The sequence below is a fragment of the Serratia sp. YC16 genome (assembly GCF_009707615.1).
Taxonomy (GTDB): domain Bacteria; phylum Pseudomonadota; class Gammaproteobacteria; order Enterobacterales; family Enterobacteriaceae; genus Serratia; species Serratia surfactantfaciens.
The window spans coordinates 603141-629125 of the sequence record NZ_WLYN01000002.1; the positions used below are offsets into that span (position 1 = coordinate 603141).

Below are 25985 nucleotides of genomic sequence, written 5' to 3' on the forward strand. Positions count from 1 at the left end.
CCCTTTTGTTATTGGCAGATGCGGCCGGGCTGGTGTTGGGCAGGTGAAACTATGGGATCTCGGGTATAAACGCCGTTCACCAGCCGCAGCAGGTTGAGCGGGTTAGCGTCCTGCAGCGGCGGCGGCAACAGCGCCACGGGGGTGTTTTGCAGGCAAACCGGCCGCAGAAAACGCTCGATGGCCAACGTGCCTACCGAGGTGCCGCGCGCGTCGCTGGTCGCCGGATAGGGTCCGCCGTGCACCATGGCGTCGCACACCTCTACCCCGGTCGGGTAGCCGTTGAACAGCACCCGACCGGCTTTGCGCGTCAGCAATGTCGTCAGCCCGGCAGCCATGTCGAGATCGCCGTCATCCGCCAGCAGCGTGGCGGTTAACTGACCTTGCAAGGCCGCCAGCGCCGCATGCAGCTGCGCTTCGTTATCCACCGCCACCAGAATGCTGACCGGGCCGAATACCTCCTGTTGCAGCAGCGGGTCGGCCTGCAGCAGCAACGCTCCCTCGGCCCGATACAGCTGCGCCGCTGCCCGATGAGGAGGCGTTTCGCTTCGGCCCGCCAGACGCCGCATGCCCGGGTGCGCATCGAGGGCCGCCAGCCCGTGGCGGTAGTGCTCCAGCGTGCCGGCATTCAGCATTGGCTGCGGCTCGGCGGCGTTGACCAGGGCACTCATCGTTTCGATCAGCTGTTCGAAGGCGGTGCCGCGCAGCGCGACGATCACGCCGGGCTTGGTGCAGAACTGACCGCAGCCGAGCGTGAAGGAAGAGACCAGTTCCTGCGCGATGCGTTGCCCGCGCCGCGCCAGCGCCTGCGGCAGGATAACCACCGGGTTGATGCTCGACATTTCGGCGAAGACCGGGATCGGCTGAGGGCGTTGCATGGCCAGATCGAACAGCGCCCGGCCGCCTTGCAGCGAGCCGGTGAATCCCACCGCCTGAATCGCCGGATGCTGTACCAGGCCGGCTCCCACGCGGTTGCCGAAGATCATGTTGAAGACGCCGGCGGGCATGCCCGTGCGTCGCCGCGCGCGCTCGATCGCCTGAGCGGTCAGCTCAGCGGTGATCATATGGCCGCTGTGCGCCTTGAACACGACCGGGCAACCGGCGGCGAGCGCGGCGGCGGTGTCGCCGCCCGCGGTGGAAAAAGCCAGCGGGAAGTTGCTGGCGCCGAACACCGCCACCGGACCGAGTGCCGTGCGATATTGACGCAGGTCGGGACGCGGCAGGGGGGAGCGCTGCGGCAATGCGCAGTCGATGCGCACACCTTCGACGTCGCCGCGCCGCAGCAGCGTGGCGAACAGCCGCATCTGGCCGCTGGTTCTGGCGCGTTCGCCGCTCAACCGCGCCGGCGGCAGGGCGGTCTCCTGCGTGGCGAAGGCGAAGAAGGCCTCGTCCAAGGCGTCCAGCTCCTCGGCGATGGCGTCGAGAAAGTTAGCGCGCCGCTCGGCGCTGAGTTGCGAATAAGGCGCAAAGGCCGCTGAGGCGGCTTCGGCGGCGGCAGCGATTTCCTCCGCCGTAGCCTGATGGAAACGGTAGCCGGTCGGCTGACCGTCTTCGGCGCGCAGGCTCAGCAGCACCGCTTCTTCCGCCGCGCGGCGCTGGCCGCCGATAAAGTGTTGGCCGCTGATGGCGGCGTAGCGATCGTTGGGCATCGGTACCCCCGGTAGAAAAAGAGTGACGCCCGACATGGCCGGGCGGTGAAGGCGTTACAGACCGACGTTCGGCAGCGCGGGGCGGGTGGCCAGCGCTTTATCGATCACGGCGTTGATTTCGGTGAGCGTTTCCCCCTGCAGCGCCAGGCGCGGTGGGCGAGTGACGGCGCTGCCGCGGCCGACCCGCTGTTCACACAGCTTGATGCACTGCACCAGATCGGGGCGGGCATCGAGATGCAGCAGCGGCATGAACCAGCTGTACAGCGCCAACGCCTCCTCATAGCGTTTTTCCTTCGCCAGACGGAACAGGGTTTCCCCTTCGCGCGGGAAGGCGTTGGACATGCCTGAGATCCAGCCTTGTGCGCCAACGGCGATGCTCTCCAGCACCACGTCGTCCAACCCGGCGAACAACACGAAGCGATCGCCGACTGCGTTGCGCAGATCGATAAAGCGGCGTGTGTCGCCGGACGAGTCTTTGAAACACACGATGTTCTCGCAGTCGACCAGCGAGGTCAGGATGTCGGGCGTGACGTCGTTCTTGTAAATCGGCGGGTTGTTGTAGACCATGATCGGCAGATCGGTCGCGCCGGCGACGCTGCGGAAGTGCGCGGCGGTTTCGTGCGGCTTGGCGGAATAGACCAGCGCCGGCATTACCATAATGCCGTCGACGCCGGCCTTTTGCGCTTCGCGCGCCATGTTCTGCGCGAAGGCGGTGGTGAACTCGGCGATGCCGGCGATCACCGGCACTTTGCCGTCGGCGGCGTCTCTGGCCACTTCGATCACCGCCAGCTTTTCCTGCACCGTCATCGAGGTGTTTTCACCGACGGTGCCGCATACCACCACGCCGGAGACGCCGTCGCGCACCAGGTTTTTGATCACCGTATGGGTAGCGTCGAGATCCAGAGAGAAATCGTTGCGAAACTGGGTCGTCACCGCCGGGAATACGCCGCTCCAGCTTAGGGTTTTATGGCTCATGGTGTTTGTCCTGTCGTTCGAAAGTGTTAATGAAAAGTGAACCGTTGGTGAAACTCACCGACAGATTGACCGGTATTGCACAGGGAGGCTTGACGCTTTTCGCCGATTGCCACGACGAAATTGGCACAGTAGCGCCAAGAGGCGGGCATGCGAAAATCGGGCGCCGGTGCGCCATGAGAAGATGTTTTTAATCTGGTAGATCAGCGCATTAAGCGGAAAGCGTCAGACGGAAATCGCGCGGCGTGGAGCCGGTCATCGCTTTGAACTGACGGCTGAAGGCGCTGTGATCGGTATAGCCGCACTGCAGCGCGATGTCGGTGATCGGCAGATCGCCGGCCAGCAGTTCCGTGGCCTTTTCCAGCCGTACTTTGTGGATCATCTGGCGCGGGGTGAGGTGGAAGATGCGTTTACAGTAGCGTTCGATCTGCGCCACCGACAAACCGGTCAGCGCCGTCAACTCCTCGAGCGCGATCGGCCTGGCGTAGTGGCGGCGGATGTGCACGTCGATCGCCGCCAGTCGTTGATAAGCAGGGTGATTGGCTCTGGCTTCCTGCAGGTCGTGGGAAATGCCCGCCATGCCGATGACTTTTCCCTGTGCGTCGTACAGCGCCAGCTTTTGCGTCAGGCACCAGCCGGTTTCACGGCCGTTGTACAGATGCATTTCCAGCTGATCCTGGATCAGCACGCCGTGGCGCAACACCCGCAGATCCTGCTCGGTATAGCCGGAACCGAGCTGCGCGGGAAACACGTCGGCGGACGTCTTGCCCAGCAGTGGTGTGACGGTCTTGAAACCGCAGCGCCTGGCCAGCGTCAGGTTGGCCAGCAGGTAGCGGGCCTGGGCGTCTTTGATAAAGAACACCACGTTGGGAATCGCGTTCAGCAACGGTGCGATCAGCGCCAGCGTATTCAACAGATCGCGCAGGTTGTTCGGGCGCTGCTGCGCCAGCCCATCGCACAGGCGCGACAGATGCTCGACGGCGAAAATGTCCTCCTGTTCAGGCTGCCCCGCGAGCGAAGGCGGCGAGAGAGAAACCTGAGGCTGAGGGGCTGAAGTGGTTCGCATAGCATTCCCTTTTCGATCGTTAGCCGGAATAACAGGCGGGCCAGGTTGGCGCTTTCGCATCAATATTAACTTTCCCGTAACGAATCAAGCGCTATTTCCGGCCGGTTATTAAATATGCGGATTGCCGCATACTTTTGTCGCGCTGCGCTTGGCGGTTGCTTGAAAACTGCGGCGTCTCTCGCTACTCGGTGGTTTAGCATGAAAGTAAGGCTATGATAAATAAGTTATTGTTATGGCGTTCGTTAAACTCATACCCGCGACGCGCCAGGTCTGACGTTTATCACTGTGCTGATTTCTTCATTCGCCACGCCGAAACGCATCAAGCCGTCATGTTCGCATTCGTTCAGGCTACTGCTATTGGTAACATCTCATTAACCCTGGAGACGCCGATGGCACTTTCAGCGCATATCACCGCTTTGCGGGCGATCGATTCTCATACCGGCGGGGAGCCGACCCGGCTGATCGTCGAAGGTTTTCCCGATCTCGGCGCAGGCAGCATGGCGGAACGGCGGGCGAATTTCGCGCAACATTATGATCACTGGCGCTGTGCGGTGATGCTCGAACCGCGCGGCAATGACGTGTTGGTGGGGGCGCTGCTGTGCTCTCCCTGTTCGCCGCAGGCCACCGCCGGGGTGATCTTTTTCAACAACGCCGGCTATCTGGGCATGTGCGGCCACGGCACTATCGGGCTGATCGCTTCGCTGGCGCACCTGGGGCGCATCCGCGCCGGGCGCCATCTGATCGAGACCCCGGTCGGCCCGGTAAACGCTACGCTGCACGATGACGGCAGTGTGACGGTGGAGAACGTGGCGGCTTATCGTTATCGCCATGAGGTGCGGGTTGAGGTGGCGGGTTATGGCTCGGTGACGGGGGACATCGCCTGGGGGGGCAACTGGTTTTTCCTGATCGGTGAGTCGCCCTTGCCCATCGATAAGCAAAATTTGGAGGCGCTGACCGCGTTCACCTGGGCGGTGCGGCAGGCGCTGGAGCAGGCGGGCATCTGTGGTGAAGACGGCGGGGTGATAGATCATATCGAACTGTTCGGTGACGACCCGCGGGCCGACAGCCGCAGCTTCGTGTTATGCCCCGGCAAAGCCTACGATCGATCGCCGTGCGGCACCGGCACCAGCGCCAAACTGGCGTGTCTGGCGGCGGACGGCAAACTGCCGCCGGATACTCCCTGGCGGCAGGCCAGCGTGATCGGCAGCGAATTCCAGGCCTATTATCGCTGGAACGGTGAGCGCATCACCCCCTATATCCGCGGGCAAGCCTACGTGTGTGCCGATAGCCAGCTGCTGCTCGACGAACGCGATCCCTTCGTCTGGGGTATACGCTGATGGGCGCCGGGCGGGCAGCCGATGCGATCGTGGTGGGTGCCGGCATCATCGGCGCCGCCTGCGCCTGGCGGTTGGCGAGGGAAGGCTATCGCGTCTTGGTGGTGGACGATCGCCGCGCCGGCGCTACCGCTGCCGGCATGGGGCATTTGGTGTGCATGGCCGATAATCCGGCCGAGCTGGCGTTGAGTGCTTATTCACTGCGGCTGTGGCGTGACGTGACGGGGCGGATGCCGGAAGAATGCGCCTGGCGCGGCTGCGGTACGCTGTGGCTGGCGGATAAAGCCGATGAAATGGCCATCGCCGAGCAAAAGCGAGCGCGGCTGGCGGAGCGGGGCGTGGCCGCAGAGCTGCTGACGGCGGAACAGATCGCCGCCATCGAGCCGATGTTGCGGCCTGGCCTGGCCGGTGGGCTGCGAGTGCCGGGAGACGGTATTTTGTATGCGCCGCAGGCGGCGCGCTGGCTGTTGGCCGATGCTGGCGCGGCGATCGACGTGGTGCAGGGTGAAGCGGTCGCGCTGGACGAGCAGGCGGTGCGGTTGGCGGATGGCCGAGAGTTGGCTGCGCCGGTGGTGGTTTTGGCCTGCGGCCTGCGGGCCAATGTCTTGTTGCCGCAACCGTTGCTGCACGCCAAAAAGGGGCACCTGGCGATCACCGATCGCTACCCAGCGCGGGTGCGGCATCAGCTGGTGGAGCTGGGGTATGGCGCCAGCGCGCACGCCAGCGACGGCACATCGGTGGCATTCAATGTGCAGGCGCGGCCTACCGGGCAATGGCTGATCGGTTCTTCCCGCCAATTCGATTCCGTCGACTCGTCATTGGATATGCCGCTGTTGGCGGCGATGCTCATGCGTGCGCAGCATTTTTTGCCCGCATTGGCGCAGATGAACATCATTCGCTGTTGGACCGGGCTGCGCGCCGCCTCGAACGACGGGTTGCCGCTGCTGGGCGCGCATCCGCACCATCCCTGGCTGTGGCTGGCGTTGGGGCACGAAGGGTTAGGCGTCACGACTGCACTCGGCAGCGCCGCGTTGATCGCCGCGCAGATCGGCCGGCAAACGACGGAGATTGACGACTCCCCGTATTTGGCGGCGCGGGCATTTGCCGCCGAGGAACTGGCTGTATGAACGAAAGGCAAAATACGCTCATGTTGAGCATCGACGGCGAACCCTGCCGGGTGCCGGTTGGCATCAGCGTTGCGGCGGCGCTCAGTCTGTGTGGCGCCGATCGTTGTCGGTTGTCGGTTTCACGCCAGCCGCGCGCGCCATTTTGCGGCATGGGCGTTTGTCAGGAATGTCGGGTGACCATAAACGGCCTGCGTCGTTTGGCTTGCCAGACGCTGTGCCAGTCCGGCATGCGCATCGAGAGGAGCGATGATGAGTGACTTTGACTGCGAAGTGCTGATCGTCGGCGCTGGGCCGGCCGGCATGGCGGCAGCGTTGGCTGCGGCGGAGAGTGGGGGGCTGGTGCGGGTGATCGATGATAATCCGCGCCCCGGCGGGCAAATTTGGCGCGATGGGCCGCAGGTGATCCTGCCTAAGGCGGCGAACCGCTATCGGCAGGCGCTGGCGGCGCGGGAAAATATTGTGCTGCAGTCCGGTTGCAAACTGGTGGCGCGGTGCGGCGCCGATCGATTGGCGTATGAAGACGCAGAAGGCTGTGGCGTGATTCGCTATAAAAAGCTGATTTTATGCCATGGTGCCCGCGAGCTGCTGCTGCCGTTTCCCGGCTGGACGCTGCCGGGGGTGACCGGCGCAGGCGGTTTACAGGCGCAAATCAAGCAGGGGCTGACGATGCGCGGCGAGCGGGTGGTTATCGCCGGCAGCGGTCCGCTGCTGCTGGCGGTGGCGCGCAGTGTGAAGCAGGCCGGCGGCGAGGTGGTGCTGGTGGCTGAACAGGCGCCGCTATGGCGGTTGGCGGCGTTCGCCGGCGGCCTGTGGCGCTGGCCGGGCAAGCTGCGTCAGGCCTTCTCTCTGATGCCAAGCCATTATCGCGCCGGTAGCCGGGTGCTGGCGGCCTTGGGGCAAGAGCGCTTGGCGTTGGTGCGTGTCGAGATTGGCGGGCGGGAAAGTACGGTGGCCTGCGACAGGCTGGCCTGCGGCTTCGGTTTGGTGGCGAACATTGAGCTGGCGATGCTGCTAGGGTGCAGAATAGAACACGACGCCGTAGCGGTTGATCATTGGCAGCAAACCAGCCTGGCGCAAGTTTATGCCGCCGGGGAGTGTACCGGCATCGGCGGCAGTGAATTGGCGCTCACCGAAGGCGCCATCGCCGGTTATGCCGCCACCGGGCAGCAGGAAAAAGCCGAGGCCCTGGCGGCGCAACGGCGGCGGTGGCGTCATTTCGCCACGGCGACGGCGAGCGCCTTTCGGCTCGATGAACGCGTGAACTCACTGGCTAAACCGCAGACGTTGCTATGCCGCTGCGAAGACGTCACGTTGGAACAGGTACGTCATCAGCCGGATTGGAACACGGCCAAGCTGAGCAGCCGTTGCGGCATGGGGGCCTGTCAGGGCAAGGTTTGTGCGGCGGCGGCGCGGCAACTGTTGGGATGGCCTTTGCCGGCGCCGCGCGTTCCTTTAACGCCGGTGAGAACGGAAACGCTGGCTGCTCTGGGGAAGCTCTGCAGCAGCGACGATAACTGATGGGACATTGCCGCAGTGGCGTTTCAGTCCGAACCACGCTCGCTGCATCACCACTGCGGCCAATAGTAGGTTTTCTCCCGCCAGCCTTTGCCGTACATGCAGGCTTCGATGGTGGCGTCTCGAGCGGATTTATTGCGATCGGTCTGCACCGTTTTAATTGACGGCTCCTTGTCATAACGGTATCCCGATGGGCAATCTTTCTTATTCTTCTCGCAAGGAATGTATTTGTTTTCGTAGCTGAACTCCACGTCCCGCACCACATCCGGCGGGAAGCGATCGTAGCCGCGGCTGCGGCATTCGGCATATTCGGCATCCCGGGTACTCTCAACTGCGCCAGGCCTTTCCCATTGTGTGCAGGCAGTCAGCATCAATAACGGCAAAACAATCAAATAACGACAATTCTTCATAATGTCCCTAACTCTTTCTTTATCCTGAGGACGCGGTCTAGGAATATTCCCAACCTGCGACACAAAAAAGTGTAATCAACTGGAGCGATAATTGGAAATGATAATAGTTATTGTTTAGGTGTGATTGAGGAAACACGATCATCGATAGATGATGCAGATGGGGGCGGGAGGTCTGCAGGAATCAGTGATCTGATGATGTGGGCAGGAGGCAGGCCCGGTAATTTTATCCCTTCTCTTACGCCGTCATGATCCGGTTACTGTGTGAACGTTTGGGTGGTGCGGTATAATATGCAGGCTAAGCATTTTCTTATGCGATTTCACTATTATTTTTTGTTTAGGATATTTACCCATGCCAAAGATTTAATTCACGGTATTAATACTCTATTTTTTTATTTCGGTTTTTTTATTGTGGTTTTATTTTCAGATTTTCTCCATAAAAGTCTTTTTAGTTATAGGGAATTCATTTGCATTTTAAATTTGGATTTTTTAAATTCATTCCAGATGAAGGATAACCGTTAGTGACAGATGCAAAAAAAGGAGTTTATTTTGCCTGGGATAAAGAAAACGTCTGAAAACCATGACGGTTTACCTTCAGCATCAGAGGATTATGATACATTTAAGTACCTCGCTGACGTCGGCGCCGTGTTGGGATATGGGCGAACCCGTTTTTATCAGTGGTGTCGCGGGCGCGGGTTTCTTACGCCGATGAATGTCCCATCACATGAAATGATCAGTCTGGGATATATGGTGGCCGTGCTGTCGGAGAGTGGCCATACCCGGGTTTACGTCACGCCGGATGGTTTTAGTTACGTCAGCGGCGCATTGGCGGCAGATATCCAACGCGGTATGGTCAAGTTATAATTTCGTAAAAACCGTCTTTATTTCAATATGTTTAATGCAGAATCTTCTTATCTTCACTGGTCATGGATGGAGACTGGGAAGTTATCCTATTTTTTCATCTCTGCGGCATTAGCACTACGGGTGGCCGCTATTCTCTTGTTACGATGAGCATTATTTTCTTCAGGAGCCAAGCAAGGATGAAGCACTACGCCGCGTTGTTTTTTGCCTCTGTACTGTTGACGGGATGTACGACCCAGGCCGTGCCGCCGCAGCAGGCCGAATTACCCCCCCCAAGCCGTCTGCTGCTCTATCAAAATATTCCGGATACGCCTTATGCCACGGTGGTCGTCGTGCGCGACAGCGGCATGCTGGCGGGCAGTTGCCGCACTGGTGTTTATGTGAATGGCGAGTTCGCCGCTTCGCTGGGCGCGAAAGAAAAAGCGGAGTTTCGCGTGCCGACGGGCAATACGTCGATCAGCATCGGGCAAGATATGATCGAGAATCACCTGTGTATTTGGCGTGATACCGGTGGCAACGTGCCAATGACGCTGCGCGCCGGTGAGAGCCGCTACCTGCGTATCGCCGGTGACCGGCAGCGCGGTTTCGTTTTGCAGGCGGGGCGCCCGTAACTGCCGAGGCAAGGGCGTTAACGCCCTTGCCACCAACCCCATAGCGTGATTAAAAGCCACGCCGCTGCAATCCAGCACAGCACTGCTGCCCCTAACGCGACGGACAACCGCAGGCTGTTAATCAGAAAATACAGCGAAATCAAATACACCAGATACGGCAGCACCGCCCACATGCCGAAAATCAGCGTGGTTTTCAACGCCGCAATTGAACGTTCATTGCCGACAATGTAGTGCGCAATCAGGGCGAAAGTGGGGAAGAGCGGGACTAAACCGGCGATATAATAGTTGCGCGTTTTGGCCAGCAGGCCAATCAGAACCACGACCAGCGCGCCGATCAGCGCTTTGACAAGAATGCCCATAATGGTCTCGGGTGTCGGGGGAATGCCAACACACTGCCCGAAAGCCTGAGCAAGATCAACGGGGTGAGGCTTAGCTTGGGGAAAAGTAGACCCGCATGAAGCGCGGGTCTGAGGCGCAACGCTTACTGACGGTAAGCGTGCTTGATTTGCTGAATGCTGTTCTTGAAGATTTCTGCCTGGGTCGGATCTTCAATCTGGGCAATGAAACGTTCCATGTTGATGATGACTTTCCCGGCGTCGGCCTGGCCGATCGATTTCAGGATCAGCGTCAGCGTGGCTTTGAGGCAGGCAACCTCGGTTGCCAAGATTTCCGGGTTTGCAGACGTAGTGAAATCAACGTTGCTCATTTTTTCTCCTGATTTTTTTGAGGCCGTAGCCTGATACAAACTGCTTTGGCGCACCGCGCGCGGGCTAAGAAAGGTTGCTCCAGGCACGGCGGCGAATTTAACTGGGCGCGGAGTATAGCATAGCATGTGCCCGCCATCTGCACCGGGCTTGTTTGGGCCGCATTCCAGGGCAAAACTCGCTCACTGCATGACCGAACCATTCAATTATCGACAAGTTATTTCGAGACGGTTAACAAGTATTTGTCCGGCTCGTCATTGTTGAATCCTTGGGGTTATTATAATTATCTTGGGCTGATGGCGCTGATTTCGCCGGCATTCAACGGGAATAATAGTTTTGCACTCAGGGGGGCAGGTTCCCATCAGTAGTGGTTCTTCCTTCGCCGTTAAATATCAAATGATTACAAAGAACCGGCAACCGTGTTAATATTATTCATGTCGTGATTGCTTACACAGATTTCCCCTTGCGGCATGATTGTCAGGCTATCCTGTATGCGGCGCAGCGAAATTATTTTATCCGGCCAATGTTTCCCCGCGTGACGATTTATCGGCGGCATAGACGGCTAAAATTGAAAAATCAGCTCTGCTCCGCAAAGTTATTCGGCAGTATGTATTAATCTGTGTTCATTCTTGTCTGAAAAACAAGTAATATCTCTGGCGAAAACAGAGGCTGATTGCGTTACTCCCTTTTTTTGGAGATTTTTCCTTGATTAGCGTTCTTCTTGTTGATGACCACGAACTGGTGCGCGCAGGGATACGACGCATTCTTGAAGATATCAAAGGTATAAAAGTTGTCGGTGAGGCCCAGTGCGGTGAAGACGCCGTTAAATGGTGCCGTGGCAACGCTGTCGATATCGTGCTGATGGACATGAATATGCCGGGCATTGGCGGGCTGGAAGCCACGCGCAAGATTGTGCGCTATGCACCCGACGTCAAAGTCATCATGTTGACTATCCATACTGAAAATCCCTTGCCCGCGAAGGTGATGCAGGCAGGTGCCGCCGGCTATCTGAGCAAGGGCGCCGCGCCGCAGGAAGTGGTTAACGCCTTGCGTTCCGTGCATGCGGGGCAGCGCTATATCGCGTCTGATATCGCCCAGCAAATGGCTCTTAGCCAGCTGGAGCCGCAGGCTGAAACGCCGTTCAGCTGCCTGTCTGAGCGCGAGCTGCAGATCATGTTGATGATCACCAAAGGCAAAAAAGTGAATGAGATCTCGGAGCAATTGAGTCTCAGCCCGAAAACGGTGAACAGCTACCGTTACCGCATGTTCAGTAAGCTGAATATCAGCGGCGACGTCGAACTGACCCACCTGGCCATCCGACATGGATTGTTCAATGCGGAGACGTTGTTAAGCAGTGAATGATCGTTTCGATGCCAAAGCCTTCCTGAGTACCGTCACCAGCCAGCCCGGCGTCTACCGTATGTACGACGCCACGGGCACGGTGATCTACGTCGGTAAAGCCAAAGACCTGAAAAAACGTCTCGCCAGCTATTTTCGGCAGCAGGTCAGCAGCCGTAAAACCGAGACGCTGGTTAAAAATATCGCGCAAATAGACGTAACGGTTACCCATACCGAAACCGAAGCGCTGCTGTTGGAACATAACTACATTAAATTGTACCAACCGCGATATAATGTTCTTTTGCGAGACGATAAATCTTATCCGCTGATTTTTCTCAGTGCGGATACCCATCCCCGTTTGGCGGTGCATCGCGGCGCCAAACACGCCAAGGGCGAATATTTCGGTCCTTTTCCCAATTCTTACGCCGTGCGCGAAACGCTGGCGTTGCTGCAGAAGCTGTTCCCGATCCGTCAGTGCGAAAACAGCGTGTATCGCAACCGGTCGCGGCCGTGCCTGCAGTATCAGATTGGCCGCTGCCTGGGGCCTTGCGTCGCCGGCCTCGTGAGCGAAGAAGAGTATCGGCAACAGGTGGATTATGTGCGGCTGTTCCTTTCAGGTAAGGATCAGCAGGTGTTGCACCAGCTGATTGCGCGCATGGAAGAAGCCAGCAAGCTGCTGAATTTCGAAGAGGCGGCGCGCATTCGCGATCAAATTCAGGCCGTGCGCCGCGTCACCGAACGGCAGTTCGTGTCGGGCGATAGCGACGATCTGGACGTGATCGGCGTGGCGTTCGACGCCGGTATGGCCTGCCTGCATGTGTTGTTCATCCGTCAGGGCAAGGTGCTGGGCAGCCGCAGCTATTTCCCTAAGGTACCGGGCGGCACGGATATGGGCGAAGTCGTGCAAACCTTCGTCGGCCAATTTTATCTGCAGGGCAGCCAGGCGCGCACGCTGCCCGGCGAGATCCTGCTGGATTTCAGCTTGCCGGAAAAAGATCTGCTCGCAGAATCGCTCTCCGAGTTGGCGGGGCGAAAAATCCAGATCCAAAGCAAACCGCGCGGTGACCGCGCTCGTTATCTGAAGCTGGCGCGCACCAATGCGGCAACGGCGTTGACCACCAAGCTGTCACAGCAGTCGACGATCCATCAGCGGCTGGCTGAATTGGCCAAAGTGCTGAACCTGACGGAAATCAACCGTATGGAGTGCTTCGACATCAGCCATACCATGGGGGAGCAAACTGTGGCCTCGTGCGTGGTGTTTGACGGTAATGGTCCGGTGCGCGCGGAATATCGGCGTTACAATATTAGCGGCATTACACCCGGCGATGATTATGCGGCGATGACGCAGGTGCTGAAGCGCCGCTACGGCAAAGCGCTGGAAGAGAAGAAGATCCCGGATGTCATTTTCATCGACGGCGGCAAAGGGCAGCTTGGCATGGCGAACGAGGTGTTCAAATCGCTGAATGTGACCTGGGACAAGAACAAACCGCTGCTGATCGGCATCGCCAAAGGCGCGGATCGCAAGGCCGGATTAGAGACGTTGTTCTTCGTGCCGGAAGGCGAGGGGATTTCGCTGCCGCCGGATTCGCCGGCGCTGCATGTGATCCAACACATCCGCGATGATTCACACAATCATGCGATTACCGGTCACCGGCAGAGAAGAGCGAAAGTCAGAAATACCAGCGCACTGGAGCTGATTGAGGGCGTAGGGCCGAAACGGCGCCAGGTGCTGTTGAAGTATATGGGCGGACTGCAACCTTTGTTGAACGCCAGCGTGGAGGAAATTGCAAAAGTGCCGGGTATTTCACAAGCATTGGCAGAAAAGATCTACAATGCATTGAAACACTGAGGGCAATGTAGCAACATACTCTTAATTTCCACTCTAGCCAGATAGTTACCGTAGCATTATGCAATTGAATATACCGACTTGGCTTACCCTGTTTCGCGTAGTTCTGATCCCATTCTTTGTGCTGGCGTTTTATCTGCCGTTCAGCTGGGCTCCGATGGTATGCGCCGTTATCTTTGTGTTTGCCGCTGTCACCGACTGGTTTGACGGCTTTCTGGCACGCCGCTGGAAACAAACGACGCGCTTCGGGGCGTTCCTGGATCCGGTCGCGGACAAAGTCATGGTGGCGGTGGCGCTGGTGCTGGTGGCGGAGCACTACCACAGCTGGTGGATCACGCTGCCGGCGGCGACCATGATCGCCCGTGAAATCATCATTTCGTCGCTGCGCGAGTGGATGGCGGAGATCGGCAAACGCAGCAGCGTGGCGGTGTCCTGGATCGGCAAAGTGAAAACCATGGCGCAGATGATGTCGCTGGTGGGCTTGCTGTGGCGCCCGGATCGTTCCGTCGAGTATGTGGCGTTCGGTTTGCTGTATATCGCGGCGGTGCTGACTTTCTGGTCGATGTTCCAATATTTGAACGCAGCGCGCAACGATCTGCTGGAACCGTGATCGATACGCTGCAAAAAGCGGCAAACGATCGTGATGGGCCAACAATTTTATTGACTCATCACGTCAGGTAAGTAGAATGCATCGCATCAGACGACAACGATGAATTGCCGAAAGATAGCAAAGAAATCAGTCAGTTCTGGTAATGCGGGAATAGCTCAGTTGGTAGAGCGCACCCTTGCCAAGGTTGAGGTCGCGAGTTCGAGCCTCGTTTCCCGCTCCAAATATTGGCCTGTTGAATCCCAGTGATTCGGCAGGCAAGCGAAAAGGGGCTTCGGCCCCTTTTTCGTTTTCTTTTTTAGCGCCGTTCGCTAAACCTTTCTTCATCTTCCCATATCGATTATTGACCCTCCTCACGTTATCTCTCCCGTTGTCTTCATACTGCTGGCTGCGCCCGTTAAACGGTGAAAGAATGAGCGGCAGAATTTTGGCTATGCCGGGAGCAGCGCCATGCAGGAAGAAACTCACGCGGCGTATGAAACGATCCATTTTATCGCAGCGGACGGCTATGCGCTGAGCGGCAGCTACTTTCCTGCCCCATGCGGTAATAAAACGCCGGTGCTGATTTGCCCCGCCACCGGCGTTAAGCAAGGGTTTTATTATGCCTTCGCGCAGTGGCTGAGCGAGCAGGGGCATCCGGTTATGGTGTTCGACTACCGGAGCATCGGCGCTTCTCTGGCGGAATCGCATGTCCGACACTCTAAAGCCCGCAAGCAGGATTGGGGTGAACGGGATATGCCGGCGGCGCTGAACTGGCTGCTGGCGAAAACCGCAGCGCAACAGGCGCATGTGATCGGTCATAGCGCCGGCGCTCAGCTGGTGGGGTTGATGCCCAACTACCAAGCGGTACGCAGCCTGACGGCGGTCTCCGCCTCCTCCGGCTATATCGGCAATATCCGTTGGCCGTTCAGGGCGACGGCGATAGGCTTGATGTGGGGCTATATTCCGCTTTCGGTACGGTTGCTCGGCTACGCGCCGGCAAAGTGGTTGGGGTGGGGGGAGGATCTGCCCGCCGGCGTCGCACGGCAATGGGCCGCTTGGTGTCGGCGGCCAGGCTACGTGGAAAACTCATTTGGTACGGAAATCCAACGTCATTATTATGAAGCGTTCCAGGCACCGATCGCCGTGGTTGCTGCAGCCGATGACGTGTTGGTAACGCAGTGCAGTATTGCAGACTGGCTGCGGCTATTGCCCAATGCGCGGCATAGGGTTCACTTGCTGCAGCCGGCGGAGACTGATGGTCGGGCGATAGGGCATATCAACATGTTCAGGCGCAGCCACGCTGTGCTTTGGCCGCGATTGATCGCAGGGCTATCGGCAAAGTGAAGTGTTATGTCGGTATGAGAAAGAGCGTCCACGGGGCGCTGGCCGCTGCTGGCGATGGACCACTATAGGAAGAAGGGGGGCCGATGGCCTCAAAACCGAGTACGGTAGAATTAATCATCGGCAATATTTCTGTGTCGGATACGGTTTCGGCAAAGAAGATGTTCGGTGAGTATGGCATTTATTGCGGCGAGAAACTGGTCGCGCTGGTCTGCGATGATCGATTGTTTATCAAACCGACGGCGGGCGGCAAAACGCTCCTGAACGAAGGTTTAGAGGCGGCGCCTTATCCTGGCGCAAAGCCTTGCTTTCTGATCCCTGAAGAGCGCTGGCAGGATAGCGCTTGGCTTTCCCAATTAGTCTCTGTGACTTACGCTCAGTTGCCGGTACCCAAGAAAAAAGCATCGAAGAAATCCAATTGAATGGCGCGGAGCCACCTTTTACACGGCAGTCTACCCATTCACTATTACTGTCGGTATCTTGGGGCCGCGCATAGGAGGCGGTATGGAATCCGGTGCTATAAGGCATCTGGTGAGGACGGCGGCGGCATGCATGTTATTTTTCGGTCTGATTGCACCGCCGTTAGGGGGCGTTATCATGTTGCTGCTGATGACGTTCGGCAGCGGCGAACTGGTGGAAATGGGCCGTCTCGAAGCCGGAGATATACTGGGCATGGTGGGGTTTATCGGGGCTTTTTCTTATGCGATTGGTTTTTTGTCGGCATGCTTGGTGGGGGCTATCGTCGGTATCGCCCAGCCTGGCATCAGCCGGTTGCGATGGTTTCTGCTGTTATGCGCGCTGCTGTCCGCCGTTGCACCCGGTTTGCTGAATGTCGAACAGCGCATTTTTGGCGCGATTGCGGTTTTGCCGGGGATAATCACCGGTTTTTTATGGTGGCGCAGGAGATTGCGAGCAGCCTCTAACCAGGATATTTTGCCCGGTACGCCATGGCAATAAACAAGCTCCCCAACAGTCTGAACGAGAAAAAATCGCCGATTTGCCCGTGAACTTCTGAGCCGATGCATATAAAATCAACATTCCGCTTGCCTTTGCGTCGGTATTGTGAACAGTGCGCCCACAAAATAAGCAGTTGAAAGCGTTAGAGAACTTTTTGCTATTTCGAGGGGTTGCCAAGGTAGGGGGTTTAGTCCATAATGCAGTCCATCGATTCGGCGGTAACGAAACAAATCGCTTGAGAATCAGATGATTAGGTTAAGCGGTTTCAGCATCGCAGACCAAAAGAATAAAACGAAGCGGGTGATTCACCGGCTTTAGCCTGAAAAGGCAAACAGAATAAAGGCGCGTTAACAAAGCGGTTATGTAGCGGATTGCAAATCCGTCCAGTCCGGTTCGACTCCGGAACGCGCCTCCAACTTTCCCGAGCCCGGGTGGTGAAATCGGTAGACACAAGGGATTTAAAATCCCTCGGCTTATGGCTGTGCGGGTTCAAGTCCCGCCCCGGGTACCAGGGAATAAAAATACCGAATAATCAAAGCAATAAGTAGTAATGTCGTAGACCGCCGAGAGGCGGTTTTTTTGTTTTTGCAGTGTGAGGCTGAGCCTTGTTTCTATTCCCCACTGGCCATTTTTTCGGTGACGGCCTAAGTTTCCAGATACTACTGTAGATAGGCACGTGGGACACACCATAGATTCGGACAGATACGCTAACACTTCTGCTGGATAGCTGCCGAACTAGTTACAGTCACCTTTGAGGTGTTTGAGGGTGCCTTCGAAACGAAACAATTTTTCGGTGCTTTGCGCGTCCGTGTGGATTTTCATTCATCGTATCATCCCTGAGTTGCCGTATGAATAGCGACAATTTGACAGTCGTTCCCGCATGACGCCGCCAGGAAATCTCCCATACTCAACAGTTCCAGAGCTAGTAGTACCTGACTCTTCTATACGTCTGGCATTTCAGCTAATACTGATTTCAATGCCTGAAACAGCGGATAAGTCTACTTTGTAATTAATGGTCATTGCAGGTGTGTTCGGTGGGAGTAGTATCTCATTTGAAGGGTTCTGCTTTATAGCGTTTTTTAATTAAAAATGGTTAACAGCCTGGATTTCGTGAGTGATTTCTTTCTTCCTATTTAAATTCGTTTTTTAGTGGGATTAACCCGCTCAGATTATGTTCTTTGCGGGTGTGATCTAATTCAATATTATCGGTGTATTTTGTTTTCGACGAGTTTATATAAAACTAGCCCAAATGGAATGCATATTAATATTGTTATTGCGCCAGCGAGTGTGCCCATGAAAATTCCAGGCGATTTTTTAATCAAAATGCCGTATCCCATTACTATAAAATTATGGGTAAGATATATGGTGTAAGACGCATCGCCAATATCCAATAACGTTTTGTTTTTTACTTGTATAGGTAATATAGTTATTAATATTAAGATGCTTATCATACAGTCTACGTATTGAGGCTTTTCGATATAGGTTGCCAAGAGAATGAAAGATAAGGTTAAGATCCAAAGAAACGCATCGCTCACTTTCCCTTCTAGCTTACGCATGAAATTCTCATTTCGTTCAATAATGACACCGGCGATAAATAGGAATATGAGCCATTTTGAAAAAAAGATATTCGCTTCTTCGGAGGGGAGGAGGTTAAAATGTGCAGCGAAAAATAAAGCTAAAAATATCGCTGTTAAACAACCTATTACTCTTTCCTTTTTAACGTCCAAAAATATTATAATGGCAAATGCTATATAAAAGAACATTTCGTAAGATAATGTCCAACTTTGAGACATTACAGGGGTGTCAATTTTCCCACCGCTGGCACCAAAAGGTATTAAGAAATAATTAAATATTATCTTTTCGATTTCAAAGTTTTGAGCTCTCAAGGCTAAACCAAAGTACCAGAGGAAAACTAAAGCCGTCAAATATATCCAATATAAAGGATATATTCTCTTTATTCTCTTCTTTAAAAACTGAATGGAATAGTTAATCCCAAAGTCTTTGTTCTTTGTCGTATAGGACATAATGTATCCACTAATAACAAAGAACACATAAACCCCAATATCACCTAAATGAACAGTAAGGCGCATTGCGTTACTAATAATGGGGTTTTCAAGGGGGTGATATAAATAAAACTGATTAACAGTGTGGGCTATAACAACGAACAGGGCTGCAAGTGCTCTAGCGTATTGTAAGGTGTCTAACTTTTTCATGGATATCCTGCCCAAATCCCCGTGACTTTGTTAATTTTTTTCCAACATCTTGATAAGAATAATCAAATTTTTGCTGGTCATATTATTTAAAACGACACATATTGCAACGGGCACAAGCAAAATGCAATCCTAGAAGTAGTCTGATTTATTGTTGCTACTTCATTTTACCCCTATATATTGTTTTTTTCTTTTACTCTGCGCACCACATGTTGTGGTGACAGGTGTGTTAAAGATAACTTTATATCTCGTAAGGCAAACGAAGGCGTTTTATCTTATGGGTATCAAGTGAGGAAATGAAGTCGATAGCGCTTTTCTGTGTAGCCAGGTAACACATTGTGATAGTTAGCTATTTTAATTGGTTGCGGTTGTTGACGAGTTAAGTAAAGCCTGGGGCAAGGATAGCTTCTTTGCTCTGCATTTTCAGAAATATGCTGGTATAGCTGGAGCACATATCTTGGAGCCCCGCAGGGCTCCGAAGTACAACTCATAAGAAACCGAACGCTGCGGCGAGGATCCAGCCGAAGACGCAGGAGACGCTGACGCCGATCAGGCCGGGCAGAATAAAGCTGTGGTTGATCACGAAGCGGCCGATACGGGTAGTGCCGGAGCGGTCAAATTGGATCGCCGCCAGATCGCTGGGGTAGGTCGGCAGAATGTAATAGCCGTAGCAGGCCGGCGCCGAAGCGACGATATAGGCCGGGTTGACGCCGATCGCCAGCGCGACCGGCACCAGCGCCGCCAGTGCGGCGGCCTGTGAATTGACGAACTTCGACACCAGCAGCAGGATCAGCGCATAGGCCCAGGGGTACTCTTTCACCAGCACGCCCAGCGTGGCCTCTATCTGCGCCAGATGGGCGCCAAACATGGTTTCTGCCATCCAGGCGACGCCATACACCGCCACGATGGCGATCATGCCGGAACGGAACACTTCATTTTTAGAGATCGACGCCGGATTGGTGCGGGTGATGATAACGATCAGCGCCCCGGCCATCAGCATACACATCTGGATCACCAGGACCATGGAGAGCGGTTTGCCGCCGAAGTTGGGCCGCAGGTCGGAAAAGGCTCCCAGCACCGCCACCAATGCGATGGTGGCGAGGAAGATCCACATGGCGATCCAGTTGCTGCGCGGCAGCACCCGATCCAGCAGGGTGGCGGCGTCGCCATAGACGTAGCGATGGTTCTCCGGCACTGAGATAAATTTTTGGAACTCGGGATCTTTGTCCAGGTCTTTGCCGCGGAACCAGCTGAAGATGCCGATCGCCAGAATGCCGCACAGGGTTGAGGGAATGGTGATCGACAGCAGATCGAGGAATTCCAGATGGCGGCCATTAAAGGTGTAGCTGCTGAGCATCGCCACCAGTGAGACCACCGCCACCGAGACCGGGCTGGCGATAATGCCCATCTGCGCGCCGATCGAACTGGCGGCCATCGGCCGTTCCGGGCGGATATTATTTTTGATCGCCACGTCATAGATGATAGGCAAGATGGTGTACACCACATGCCCGGTGCCGCACAGGATAGTGAGAATGCAGGTGACGAACGGTGCAATGATCGAAACATAGCGCGGGTTACGCCGCAGCATCCGTTCGGCTATTTGCAGCATGACGTCCAATCCGCCCGAGGCCTGCAGGGTGGCGGAAGCCGCCACCACCGCAATGATCACCAGCATCACGTCTACCGGCGGTTTGCCGGGCTGCAGGTGAAAGCCGAACACCAGAATCATCAAACCGATACCGCCCAGCAACCCCAGCGCGATGCCGCCCTTACGCGCCCCATACAGCAGGCATGCCAATATAACCGCTAATTGCAGAAAGAAATCCATGATAGATGCGCCTTAATAATGTTGAACTTAACTGCGTTCAGTTTCCGGCGGCGCTTACAGCAGAAAGTTGTTTTAAATCTATAGTCATGAATAAATTGTGGTTATTAACCCTAAAGAGTGATAGCGGTCACATTTGAACATCGGAAACGCGGCTGACTGACGTCATCAGCACGAAAAAGCAAGCCAACAGGTCAGACCTCTCCTATATGACGGGTTTACCACCAGAGGAGAAAACTATGGATCCGACCAAAATGACGGGATTGGCGTTATTACAGGCTGCGATGGCCGGCAAGATCCCACCGGCTTCAATCGCTGAAACGGTGCCCATGAAACCGGATGCGGTTGAAGAGGGCTATATCCGCATCGTGGCGCGGGCTGACGAACGTCACCTGAATCCGCTGGGAGGCGTTCATGGCGGCTTCGCCGCCACGGTTCTGGATTCGGTGACCGGTTGCGCGGTGCACAGCACGCTGGCTGCGGGGATTGGCTATGGCACTGTCGATCTGCAGGTTAAAATGTTGCGCCCTGTGCCGAAGGGAATTGATCTGATCGCCGAGGGGCGCCTGGTCTACACATCGAAGAATGTCGCGTTCGCTGAAGGCACGCTTAAAACGACGGAAGGGAAGCTGCTGGCTTCGGCAACCGCCACTTGCTTTATCATTCGCCCTACCGGGCAAGCGCCGCAATAACCTGTCGCTTATCAGGCCCGGGATTAATCATCCGGGGCCTGATGCCTTTCTCTTCGGCTGCATATCACGCGGTGGCGCAATGGCGGGCGCGATGCGTCATTGTGGTCTAGTATTCTTGGGTAAAAATTTTATCGGAGTGAGTATGCAGCCGCATAAAGAGGTTGAGTTTGATCATGAGCTTTGTCTGGCGATCGGCAGGGCCGTATTGGACGTGGTGGCGCAGGGGGAAGAAACCAGCGCGCCGACAGTTATGGGCGCCATCGAGCGGTCGGTGGCGCAGGGGTTGAATGATGAGGAAACCGCTATCGCCGACGACGCTCTGGATTTGATGGCTCGTTTGATCCACCGTTGTGGATTGACTCATCCGACAGGCGGAGAGGATGCTTCCCATGCATTGGTTGAATTTCAAGCGTTACAAGAGTGAGGTTGCCAAACAGGCTGTGCCGCCGCATCTGAATGCGGCCGAATTCGCACGACATTACGCGGCTCAGCCGCAGGCGAATACGGATGAATACTTCTCGTTGAGCGGGGAGATATGTTGGGATGCGGTCGTGCTTTGCGCCTATCGCTCCGGGGCACTCAGCAAGGCGAAATATAAGCAGCTGTGGCTGACGGTATTCGATAAACAATACAAACATTTCGTCAGCCCGGAAGATACCGAGATCCGCACCAGTGCAGAGATGCTGCGCGCTCCGCAGGGCTGCTTTATCGGCATATTCTCCCTGCGCGACGCGGCGGCTCCCCGTTTGCTGCATGCGATGATCGGCACCGGTGCGGGCTTTGCCGCAGGCAATAAAAATCTTTGCATCGGCGTGGGCGGCGCGGTCGGCTGGGAAAATCTCAACCTGGCGCGCGATCTGCGCTGGCAGCCGGAAGGCGGCTTTTTACGCCAGGGCGACAACGAAGTGCTGCGCATTTTTTATCGGCCTTTCCCCGCCTGACCCGGCCAGCATGCTGCCCGAAATAAAAAACCGCCGTCCGGCGGTTTTTTATTGGTGACCATCGCCCTTATTTGAAACCACCGTTGCGAATGAACTCGAGACCAGCGGCGGTGATCCGCGTTTGATGCGGATCGATGTCATAGTTGTTCTCGTCGATATCGCTCATTACATAGGCCTGTATCAGCCCCTTGGTTTTGAGATAGGCGAAGGGATCGGCGAAGGCGTGCGGGCTGGTGGCGTCTTGCTTCCACAGCTCGTAGGTTTTTTCATCCAGCGTGCCGGGGTGATTGGCGGCCAGCCGGGTCAGGATCTGATTGTAGAATACATAGTCGGTCATGATGCGGTCCTCTTTATCGCGAGCGACAGTCTCGGAAAATGACGGTAACGTCTTTCAATCATAGTCGATGTTTGCTCATCGCCCGTGTTGCCGCGTACGCAGGCTATCCTCGTTGGCTTTCAATCCAGTGAAACAGACGAGAAATGGTGAAGGTGATATCGCCGATGTTGAACAGTGCGCCGAGCCACAGGGTTAGCATAACCAGGATGCCAATGATGACGGGAAGATCCATCTTGCTCATGATCAGGTGCTTCATCAATAAAGAGTGTGGTTCAAAGCGTATCATCAATCCTGATTGTCATAAAATGCGCTGCGCATTGTTTCGCGTGAAACCCATGTAAAAAAGCCACCCAAGCGGGTGGCTTTTGCCTTTCAGCGCCGATCAGTCCAGTTTGGGGTGCTGGTCTATCAGGATCTGCTTTTTCTTTTCCAGTTCGGCGATCTGCGCGTTGATGTCCTCGACTTTCTGTTCGATGTTGTCGTAGGTCTCCTGCAGCAGCTCTTTCGCTTCGGTACGGTCAGACGCCGCCGGCGTCGCGCCGCGTAGTGGCTTGTTAGCAGTTTCTTTCATGTACAGACCGGTGATAAGACCGATCACCGCCACAACCATCAGGTAGTAGGCCGGCATGTACAGGTTGCCGGTCGCCTCCACCAGCCAGGCGGCGGCGGTTGGCGTTGCACCGGCGATCAGCACCGAAATGTTGAACGAAATCGCCAGCGCGCTGTAGCGGATGTGCGTTGGGAACATCGCCGGCAGAATGGACGCCATCACCCCGGTGAAGGAGTTGAGCAGCACCGCCAGCACCAGCAGGCCGACGAAGATCAGGCCAATCACGTTGCTGTTGATCAGAATGAAGCACGGGATCGCCAGCGCCAACAGGCCGATACTGCCGCCGATAATGAACGGCTTGCGGCCGATGCGGTCGCTGGTCAGGCCGATCACCGGCTGCACGAACAGCATGCCGATCATGATGGCGATAATGATCAGAACGCCGTGATCTTCCGAGTAGTGCAGGTTATGCGACAGGTAGCTCGGCATGTAGGTCAGCAGCATGTAATAGGTCACGTTGGTGGAGATCACGATACCGACACACACCAGCAAACTTTTCCAATGTTTGGCCGCGATCTCTTTGAACGAGGTTTTCGGCGGATTTTCGATGGCGTTGCGGTCCTCTTTCTCCATCTTGTCCACGTGCTGCTGGAACGCCGGGGTTTCTTCCAGCGCATGGCGCAGATAGAGACCGATCAGGCCCAGCGGTGCGGCGATGAAGAACGGGATACGCCAGCCCCAGTCGAGAAAGTTGGCTTCACCGACGATGCTGGAGATCAGCACCACCACGCCGGCACCCATCACAAAGCCGGCGATGGAGCCGAAGTCCAGCCAGCTGCCCATAAAGCCGCGTTTGCGGTCCGGCGAGTACTCGGCGACGAAGATCGCCGCACCGGAATATTCACCGCCGACGGAGAAGCCCTGTGCCAGCTTGGCCAGCAGCAGCAGGATCGGTGCCCAGATGCCGATCGACGCATAGGACGGGATCAGGCCGATACAGAAGGTGCTGACCGCCATGATGATAATGGTGACCGAGAGAACTTTTTGCCGGCCGAACTTGTCGCCCATGGCGCCGAAGAACAGACCACCGAGCGGACGCACCAGGAAGGGCACGGAGAAGGTCGCCAGCGCGGCGATCATTTGTACGCCGGGAGAGGCGCCGGGGAAGAAGACCTGGCCAAGCGCATAGGCGACAAAGCCGTATACGCCGAAGTCGAACCACTCCATCGCGTTGCCCAGGGCCGCCGCGGTGATCGCCTTCTTGAGTTTGCTGTCATCGATGATGGTGATGTCGTTAATGTGCATCGGTTTATGTCGTTTTTTTCTTAACTTCATATAATCATCCCTTAATGAATTATTCGTTGTTCGTGAAAGCGTAATCTCCGTTCACTGTTGTTTTTGAGTTATCAAATCGGCTAATTGAATCGCGATTCAAGACGATCCATTATCCACATTTAAGTTGTGATGTGGATCGCAAAATAACCTCGCTTATGCCGATGTTATGTCATTTAGGTGACTAATTATTTTGCATCTATAGCTTAACGTTATATCTTGCGGCGATCAAATCCAGCAGTTTAACTTAAGTATTTGCACCGATTTGGTGCGAGATTGGTCTAATAATTGCGCGATTTGGCGATTTTTCGTCTGATTGACGATGCTTCAAGTATAGAGAAAGCGAGAGATAAAACAGGAAAAATTGATGTGTTTGCCGTCAAAAAAGGCCCGGCTCGATGGCCGGGCCGGTTGGGTTATGGCGCCGACGAACCGCCGAATTCCAGATAGATTTTCGCCAGATTCTGGTACTGCGCGAAGCGGTTTTCGTCTACCGCCAGTTCCGCCTGACGACGTTGCTCCTGAGCGTTGAGCCAGTCGGTAATGGTGACGGCGCCCTGTCGGTAGCGCACCTCGTTCAGCCGCTCCGATTTGCGCGCCAGTGCCAATGAGGCCCGCAACTGCGTCTCCTGCGCCAGCAGCTGCGTACGCAATGACAGTGCGTTGTTCACGTCGCCCATCGCTTTGTACAGCGCCTGCTTGAACGCCAGAACCTGCTGTTCATAGTCGTTGCGGGCGATCTTGATATCCACGCCCATTTGCCGCCATTGCAGGAACGGCAGCGTCAGACTGGCGCCGAGGCTGCCCGTCGGGTTGCGCAGGAACTCCAGTAGCGCACTGCTGCTGGCACCCAGCGAGCCGGTCAGGCTGAACGCGGGATAGTATTGCAGCCGTTTCTCGTCGACGTTGGCCAGCGCGGCGCGCAACCGCAGCTCTTTAGCGCTGAGGTCCGGGCGGCGGCTCAAGACGCTGGCGGGAATGCCGGTGTTGATCTGCGGCATCGCCGCCGTCGGCAGACGTGCGGGGACGATGGTGGCCTGGCCTGAAGGCGCACCCAGCAGCACCGCCTGTTCATTCAGCGCCTGTTGGCGTTCGTGCTGCAACGCCAGCAGCCGGCTTTCCTGCGTCAGCAAGCTTTGCTCCGCGTTCACCACGTCCAGCGCCGAGATGCTGCCGGCGCGGTAGCGGGCGTTGGCCAGCCGCAGGGTTTCTTTGGCGTAGGCGATGCTCGCCCGGCTGACGTCGATCTGCTGATTGAGGAAGCCGATGCGCCAGTAATTGGTGGCCGCGTCGGCCAGCAGCGTCAGGCGCGCCGTCTGCAGATCCTGCTCGGAAGCCTGGCTGGCCCACTCGGCGGCGTCGCGCTGGCGCGCCAGTTTGCCCCACAGATCGACTTCATAGCTCGTAGAGAGAGAGGCGCCGCTGGTTTTGTTCCAGGCGGAGGATTCGGACAGCGGGCGATTGATGCCGTTCGTCAACGAAGCGCTGACGGCGGGCGCGGTGCTGATGCCGACGCGTTCCGCTTCGAGCCGCGCGCGGTAAACACGCAGCACGGCGAGGGCCAAATCGTTGTTGCTCGCCATCACCTGTTGCAGCCAACGATCGAGCTCGGGATCGTGGAAATCACGCCAGTCGAACGGCGTCGGTGCGGCATTTTCTGCCGCGTGCTGCCAGCCCGCCGGGTAGTTGACCTGCGGTGCCTGGTAGTCGCTTTTCAGGGCATTGCCGCAGCCGGCGGTGAGCAGGGCGGCGAGGCTTAGCGCCAGGGGGGATAAAATTTTCAT

27 protein-coding genes and 3 tRNA genes are annotated in these 25985 nt (G+C 56.2%); 18 read left to right on the forward strand and 12 right to left on the reverse strand.

Annotated elements, in window-relative coordinates; genetic code table 11:
• Positions 1 to 8: 8 nt before the first annotated feature.
• The 3 genes from GKN89_RS10225 to GKN89_RS10235 all read right to left on the reverse strand — a co-directional run bounded on the left by GKN89_RS10225 (position 9) and on the right by GKN89_RS10235 (position 3684).
• Complete coding sequence (locus GKN89_RS10225; RefSeq protein ID WP_154746910.1) at positions 9 to 1646, reverse strand: aldehyde dehydrogenase (NADP(+)); 1638 nt, start codon at positions 1644 to 1646, stop codon at positions 9 to 11.
• A gap of 54 nt (positions 1647 to 1700) precedes the next feature.
• A complete protein-coding gene (locus GKN89_RS10230) occupies positions 1701 to 2621 on the reverse strand; it encodes a dihydrodipicolinate synthase family protein (RefSeq protein WP_154746911.1) in 921 nt (306 codons plus the stop codon).
• A gap of 208 nt (positions 2622 to 2829) precedes the next feature.
• Complete coding sequence (locus GKN89_RS10235; protein WP_019456456.1) at positions 2830 to 3684, reverse strand: AraC family transcriptional regulator; 855 nt, start codon at positions 3682 to 3684, stop codon at positions 2830 to 2832.
• A gap of 389 nt (positions 3685 to 4073) precedes the next feature.
• Between GKN89_RS10235 and GKN89_RS10240 the strand changes: the two genes are divergently transcribed.
• Genes GKN89_RS10240 through GKN89_RS10255 form a run of 4 tightly spaced genes read left to right on the forward strand, consistent with a single transcriptional unit; the run spans position 4074 to position 7663 of the window.
• Positions 4074 to 5021, forward strand: coding sequence for a 4-hydroxyproline epimerase (locus GKN89_RS10240; protein ID WP_154746912.1), 948 nt, complete (start codon positions 4074 to 4076; stop codon positions 5019 to 5021).
• Positions 5021 to 6145 carry an FAD-binding oxidoreductase gene (locus tag GKN89_RS10245; protein ID WP_154746913.1) on the forward strand — a complete coding sequence of 375 codons (1125 nt, stop codon included), beginning with the start codon at positions 5021 to 5023 and terminating at the stop codon, positions 6143 to 6145. Before GKN89_RS10240 ends, GKN89_RS10245 begins: the two co-directional genes overlap by 1 nt.
• On the forward strand, positions 6142 to 6402 hold the full coding sequence (locus GKN89_RS10250) for a (2Fe-2S)-binding protein (RefSeq protein WP_019456459.1): 261 nt from the start codon (positions 6142 to 6144) through the stop codon (positions 6400 to 6402). The genes GKN89_RS10245 and GKN89_RS10250 overlap by 4 nt, the downstream gene beginning before the upstream one ends.
• Entirely contained in the window at positions 6395 to 7663 is a 1269-nt protein-coding gene (locus GKN89_RS10255; protein ID WP_154746914.1) for an FAD/NAD(P)-binding oxidoreductase, read from the forward strand. The genes GKN89_RS10250 and GKN89_RS10255 overlap by 8 nt, the downstream gene beginning before the upstream one ends.
• A 47-nt stretch (positions 7664 to 7710) precedes the next feature.
• On the opposite strand, the gene GKN89_RS10260 is transcribed toward GKN89_RS10255, so the two are convergent.
• Entirely contained in the window at positions 7711 to 8070 is a 360-nt protein-coding gene (locus GKN89_RS10260) for a hypothetical protein (RefSeq protein WP_019456461.1), read from the reverse strand.
• Between the two features lie 525 nt (positions 8071 to 8595).
• Between GKN89_RS10260 and GKN89_RS10265 the strand changes: the two genes are divergently transcribed.
• Together GKN89_RS10265 and GKN89_RS10270 are read left to right on the forward strand one after the other, a co-directional pair.
• The gene (locus GKN89_RS10265) at positions 8596 to 8931 is read left to right on the forward strand and encodes a hypothetical protein (protein WP_019456462.1); all 336 of its coding nucleotides are present in this window, start codon (positions 8596 to 8598) and stop codon (positions 8929 to 8931) included.
• Positions 8932 to 9107: 176 nt separating this feature from the next.
• Entirely contained in the window at positions 9108 to 9539 is a 432-nt protein-coding gene (locus tag GKN89_RS10270; RefSeq protein ID WP_019456463.1) for a hypothetical protein, read from the forward strand.
• 17 nt (positions 9540 to 9556) lie between these two features.
• Here the strand turns inward: GKN89_RS10270 and GKN89_RS10275 are convergent, their stop codons facing one another.
• Both GKN89_RS10275 and GKN89_RS10280 read right to left on the reverse strand, forming a co-directional pair.
• Complete coding sequence (locus GKN89_RS10275; protein ID WP_019456464.1) at positions 9557 to 9898, reverse strand: GlpM family protein; 342 nt, start codon at positions 9896 to 9898, stop codon at positions 9557 to 9559.
• Between the two features lie 122 nt (positions 9899 to 10020).
• Positions 10021 to 10245 carry a DUF2594 family protein gene (locus tag GKN89_RS10280; RefSeq protein WP_004927950.1) on the reverse strand — a complete coding sequence of 75 codons (225 nt, stop codon included), beginning with the start codon at positions 10243 to 10245 and terminating at the stop codon, positions 10021 to 10023.
• A 703-nt stretch (positions 10246 to 10948) separates the two neighbouring features.
• Between GKN89_RS10280 and uvrY the strand changes: the two genes are divergently transcribed.
• The 9 genes from uvrY to GKN89_RS10325 all read left to right on the forward strand — a co-directional run bounded on the left by uvrY (position 10949) and on the right by GKN89_RS10325 (position 16825).
• Positions 10949 to 11605: a UvrY/SirA/GacA family response regulator transcription factor gene (gene uvrY, locus GKN89_RS10285; RefSeq protein WP_025160332.1), complete on the forward strand. Its 657-nt coding sequence runs from the start codon at positions 10949 to 10951 to the stop codon at positions 11603 to 11605.
• A complete protein-coding gene (gene uvrC, locus GKN89_RS10290) occupies positions 11598 to 13430 on the forward strand; it encodes an excinuclease ABC subunit UvrC (RefSeq protein WP_370520192.1) in 1833 nt (610 codons plus the stop codon). Before uvrY ends, uvrC begins: the two co-directional genes overlap by 8 nt.
• Positions 13431 to 13488: 58 nt before the next feature.
• Positions 13489 to 14037: a CDP-diacylglycerol--glycerol-3-phosphate 3-phosphatidyltransferase gene (gene pgsA, locus GKN89_RS10295; RefSeq protein ID WP_025160331.1), complete on the forward strand. Its 549-nt coding sequence runs from the start codon at positions 13489 to 13491 to the stop codon at positions 14035 to 14037.
• Between the two features lie 144 nt (positions 14038 to 14181).
• Positions 14182 to 14257 (forward strand) — tRNA-Gly (locus GKN89_RS10300).
• 227 nt (positions 14258 to 14484) lie between these two features.
• The gene (locus GKN89_RS10305) at positions 14485 to 15360 is read left to right on the forward strand and encodes an alpha/beta fold hydrolase (RefSeq protein WP_154746915.1); all 876 of its coding nucleotides are present in this window, start codon (positions 14485 to 14487) and stop codon (positions 15358 to 15360) included.
• An 83-nt stretch (positions 15361 to 15443) separates the two neighbouring features.
• Positions 15444 to 15779: a TfoX/Sxy family protein gene (locus GKN89_RS10310; RefSeq protein ID WP_154746916.1), complete on the forward strand. Its 336-nt coding sequence runs from the start codon at positions 15444 to 15446 to the stop codon at positions 15777 to 15779.
• A gap of 175 nt (positions 15780 to 15954) precedes the next feature.
• Positions 15955 to 16314: a hypothetical protein gene (locus GKN89_RS10315; protein WP_230328962.1), complete on the forward strand. Its 360-nt coding sequence runs from the start codon at positions 15955 to 15957 to the stop codon at positions 16312 to 16314.
• Between the two features lie 341 nt (positions 16315 to 16655).
• Positions 16656 to 16729, forward strand: a tRNA-Cys gene (locus GKN89_RS10320).
• Positions 16730 to 16739: 10 nt separating this feature from the next.
• A tRNA-Leu gene (locus tag GKN89_RS10325) sits at positions 16740 to 16825 on the forward strand.
• A 691-nt stretch (positions 16826 to 17516) separates the two neighbouring features.
• Here GKN89_RS10325 and GKN89_RS10330 read toward each other — a convergent pair.
• Together GKN89_RS10330 and GKN89_RS10335 are read right to left on the reverse strand one after the other, a co-directional pair.
• Complete coding sequence (locus GKN89_RS10330; protein WP_019455907.1) at positions 17517 to 18527, reverse strand: acyltransferase; 1011 nt, start codon at positions 18525 to 18527, stop codon at positions 17517 to 17519.
• A 484-nt stretch (positions 18528 to 19011) separates the two neighbouring features.
• The gene (locus GKN89_RS10335) at positions 19012 to 20352 is read right to left on the reverse strand and encodes an anaerobic C4-dicarboxylate transporter (protein WP_019455908.1); all 1341 of its coding nucleotides are present in this window, start codon (positions 20350 to 20352) and stop codon (positions 19012 to 19014) included.
• Positions 20353 to 20588: 236 nt separating this feature from the next.
• Here GKN89_RS10335 and GKN89_RS10340 point away from each other — a divergent pair, with 236 nt between their 5' ends.
• The 3 genes from GKN89_RS10340 (at position 20589) to GKN89_RS10350 (ending at position 21982) form a co-directional block, all read left to right on the forward strand.
• Positions 20589 to 21041, forward strand: a complete 453-nt coding sequence (locus GKN89_RS10340; RefSeq protein WP_019455888.1) for a PaaI family thioesterase — start codon at positions 20589 to 20591, stop codon at positions 21039 to 21041.
• 142 nt (positions 21042 to 21183) lie between these two features.
• Positions 21184 to 21465 (forward strand): hypothetical protein, encoded by a 282-nt coding sequence (locus tag GKN89_RS10345; RefSeq protein WP_071892059.1) that lies wholly within the window; start codon positions 21184 to 21186, stop codon positions 21463 to 21465.
• Positions 21431 to 21982 carry a hypothetical protein gene (locus tag GKN89_RS10350; RefSeq protein WP_025159957.1) on the forward strand — a complete coding sequence of 184 codons (552 nt, stop codon included), beginning with the start codon at positions 21431 to 21433 and terminating at the stop codon, positions 21980 to 21982. Before GKN89_RS10345 ends, GKN89_RS10350 begins: the two co-directional genes overlap by 35 nt.
• 67 nt (positions 21983 to 22049) lie before the next feature.
• Here the strand turns inward: GKN89_RS10350 and GKN89_RS10355 are convergent, their stop codons facing one another.
• The 4 genes from GKN89_RS10355 to GKN89_RS10370 all read right to left on the reverse strand — a co-directional run bounded on the left by GKN89_RS10355 (position 22050) and on the right by GKN89_RS10370 (position 25985).
• Positions 22050 to 22319 (reverse strand): hypothetical protein, encoded by a 270-nt coding sequence (locus GKN89_RS10355; RefSeq protein ID WP_019455885.1) that lies wholly within the window; start codon positions 22317 to 22319, stop codon positions 22050 to 22052.
• Positions 22320 to 22422: 103 nt separating this feature from the next.
• Entirely contained in the window at positions 22423 to 22551 is a 129-nt protein-coding gene (locus tag GKN89_RS24470; RefSeq protein ID WP_255428177.1) for a hypothetical protein, read from the reverse strand.
• Positions 22552 to 22701: 150 nt separating this feature from the next.
• Entirely contained in the window at positions 22702 to 24204 is a 1503-nt protein-coding gene (gene proP / locus GKN89_RS10365; protein WP_004927916.1) for a glycine betaine/L-proline transporter ProP, read from the reverse strand.
• A 413-nt stretch (positions 24205 to 24617) separates the two neighbouring features.
• Positions 24618 to 25985 (reverse strand): TolC family protein, encoded by a 1368-nt coding sequence (locus GKN89_RS10370; protein WP_154746918.1) that lies wholly within the window; start codon positions 25983 to 25985, stop codon positions 24618 to 24620.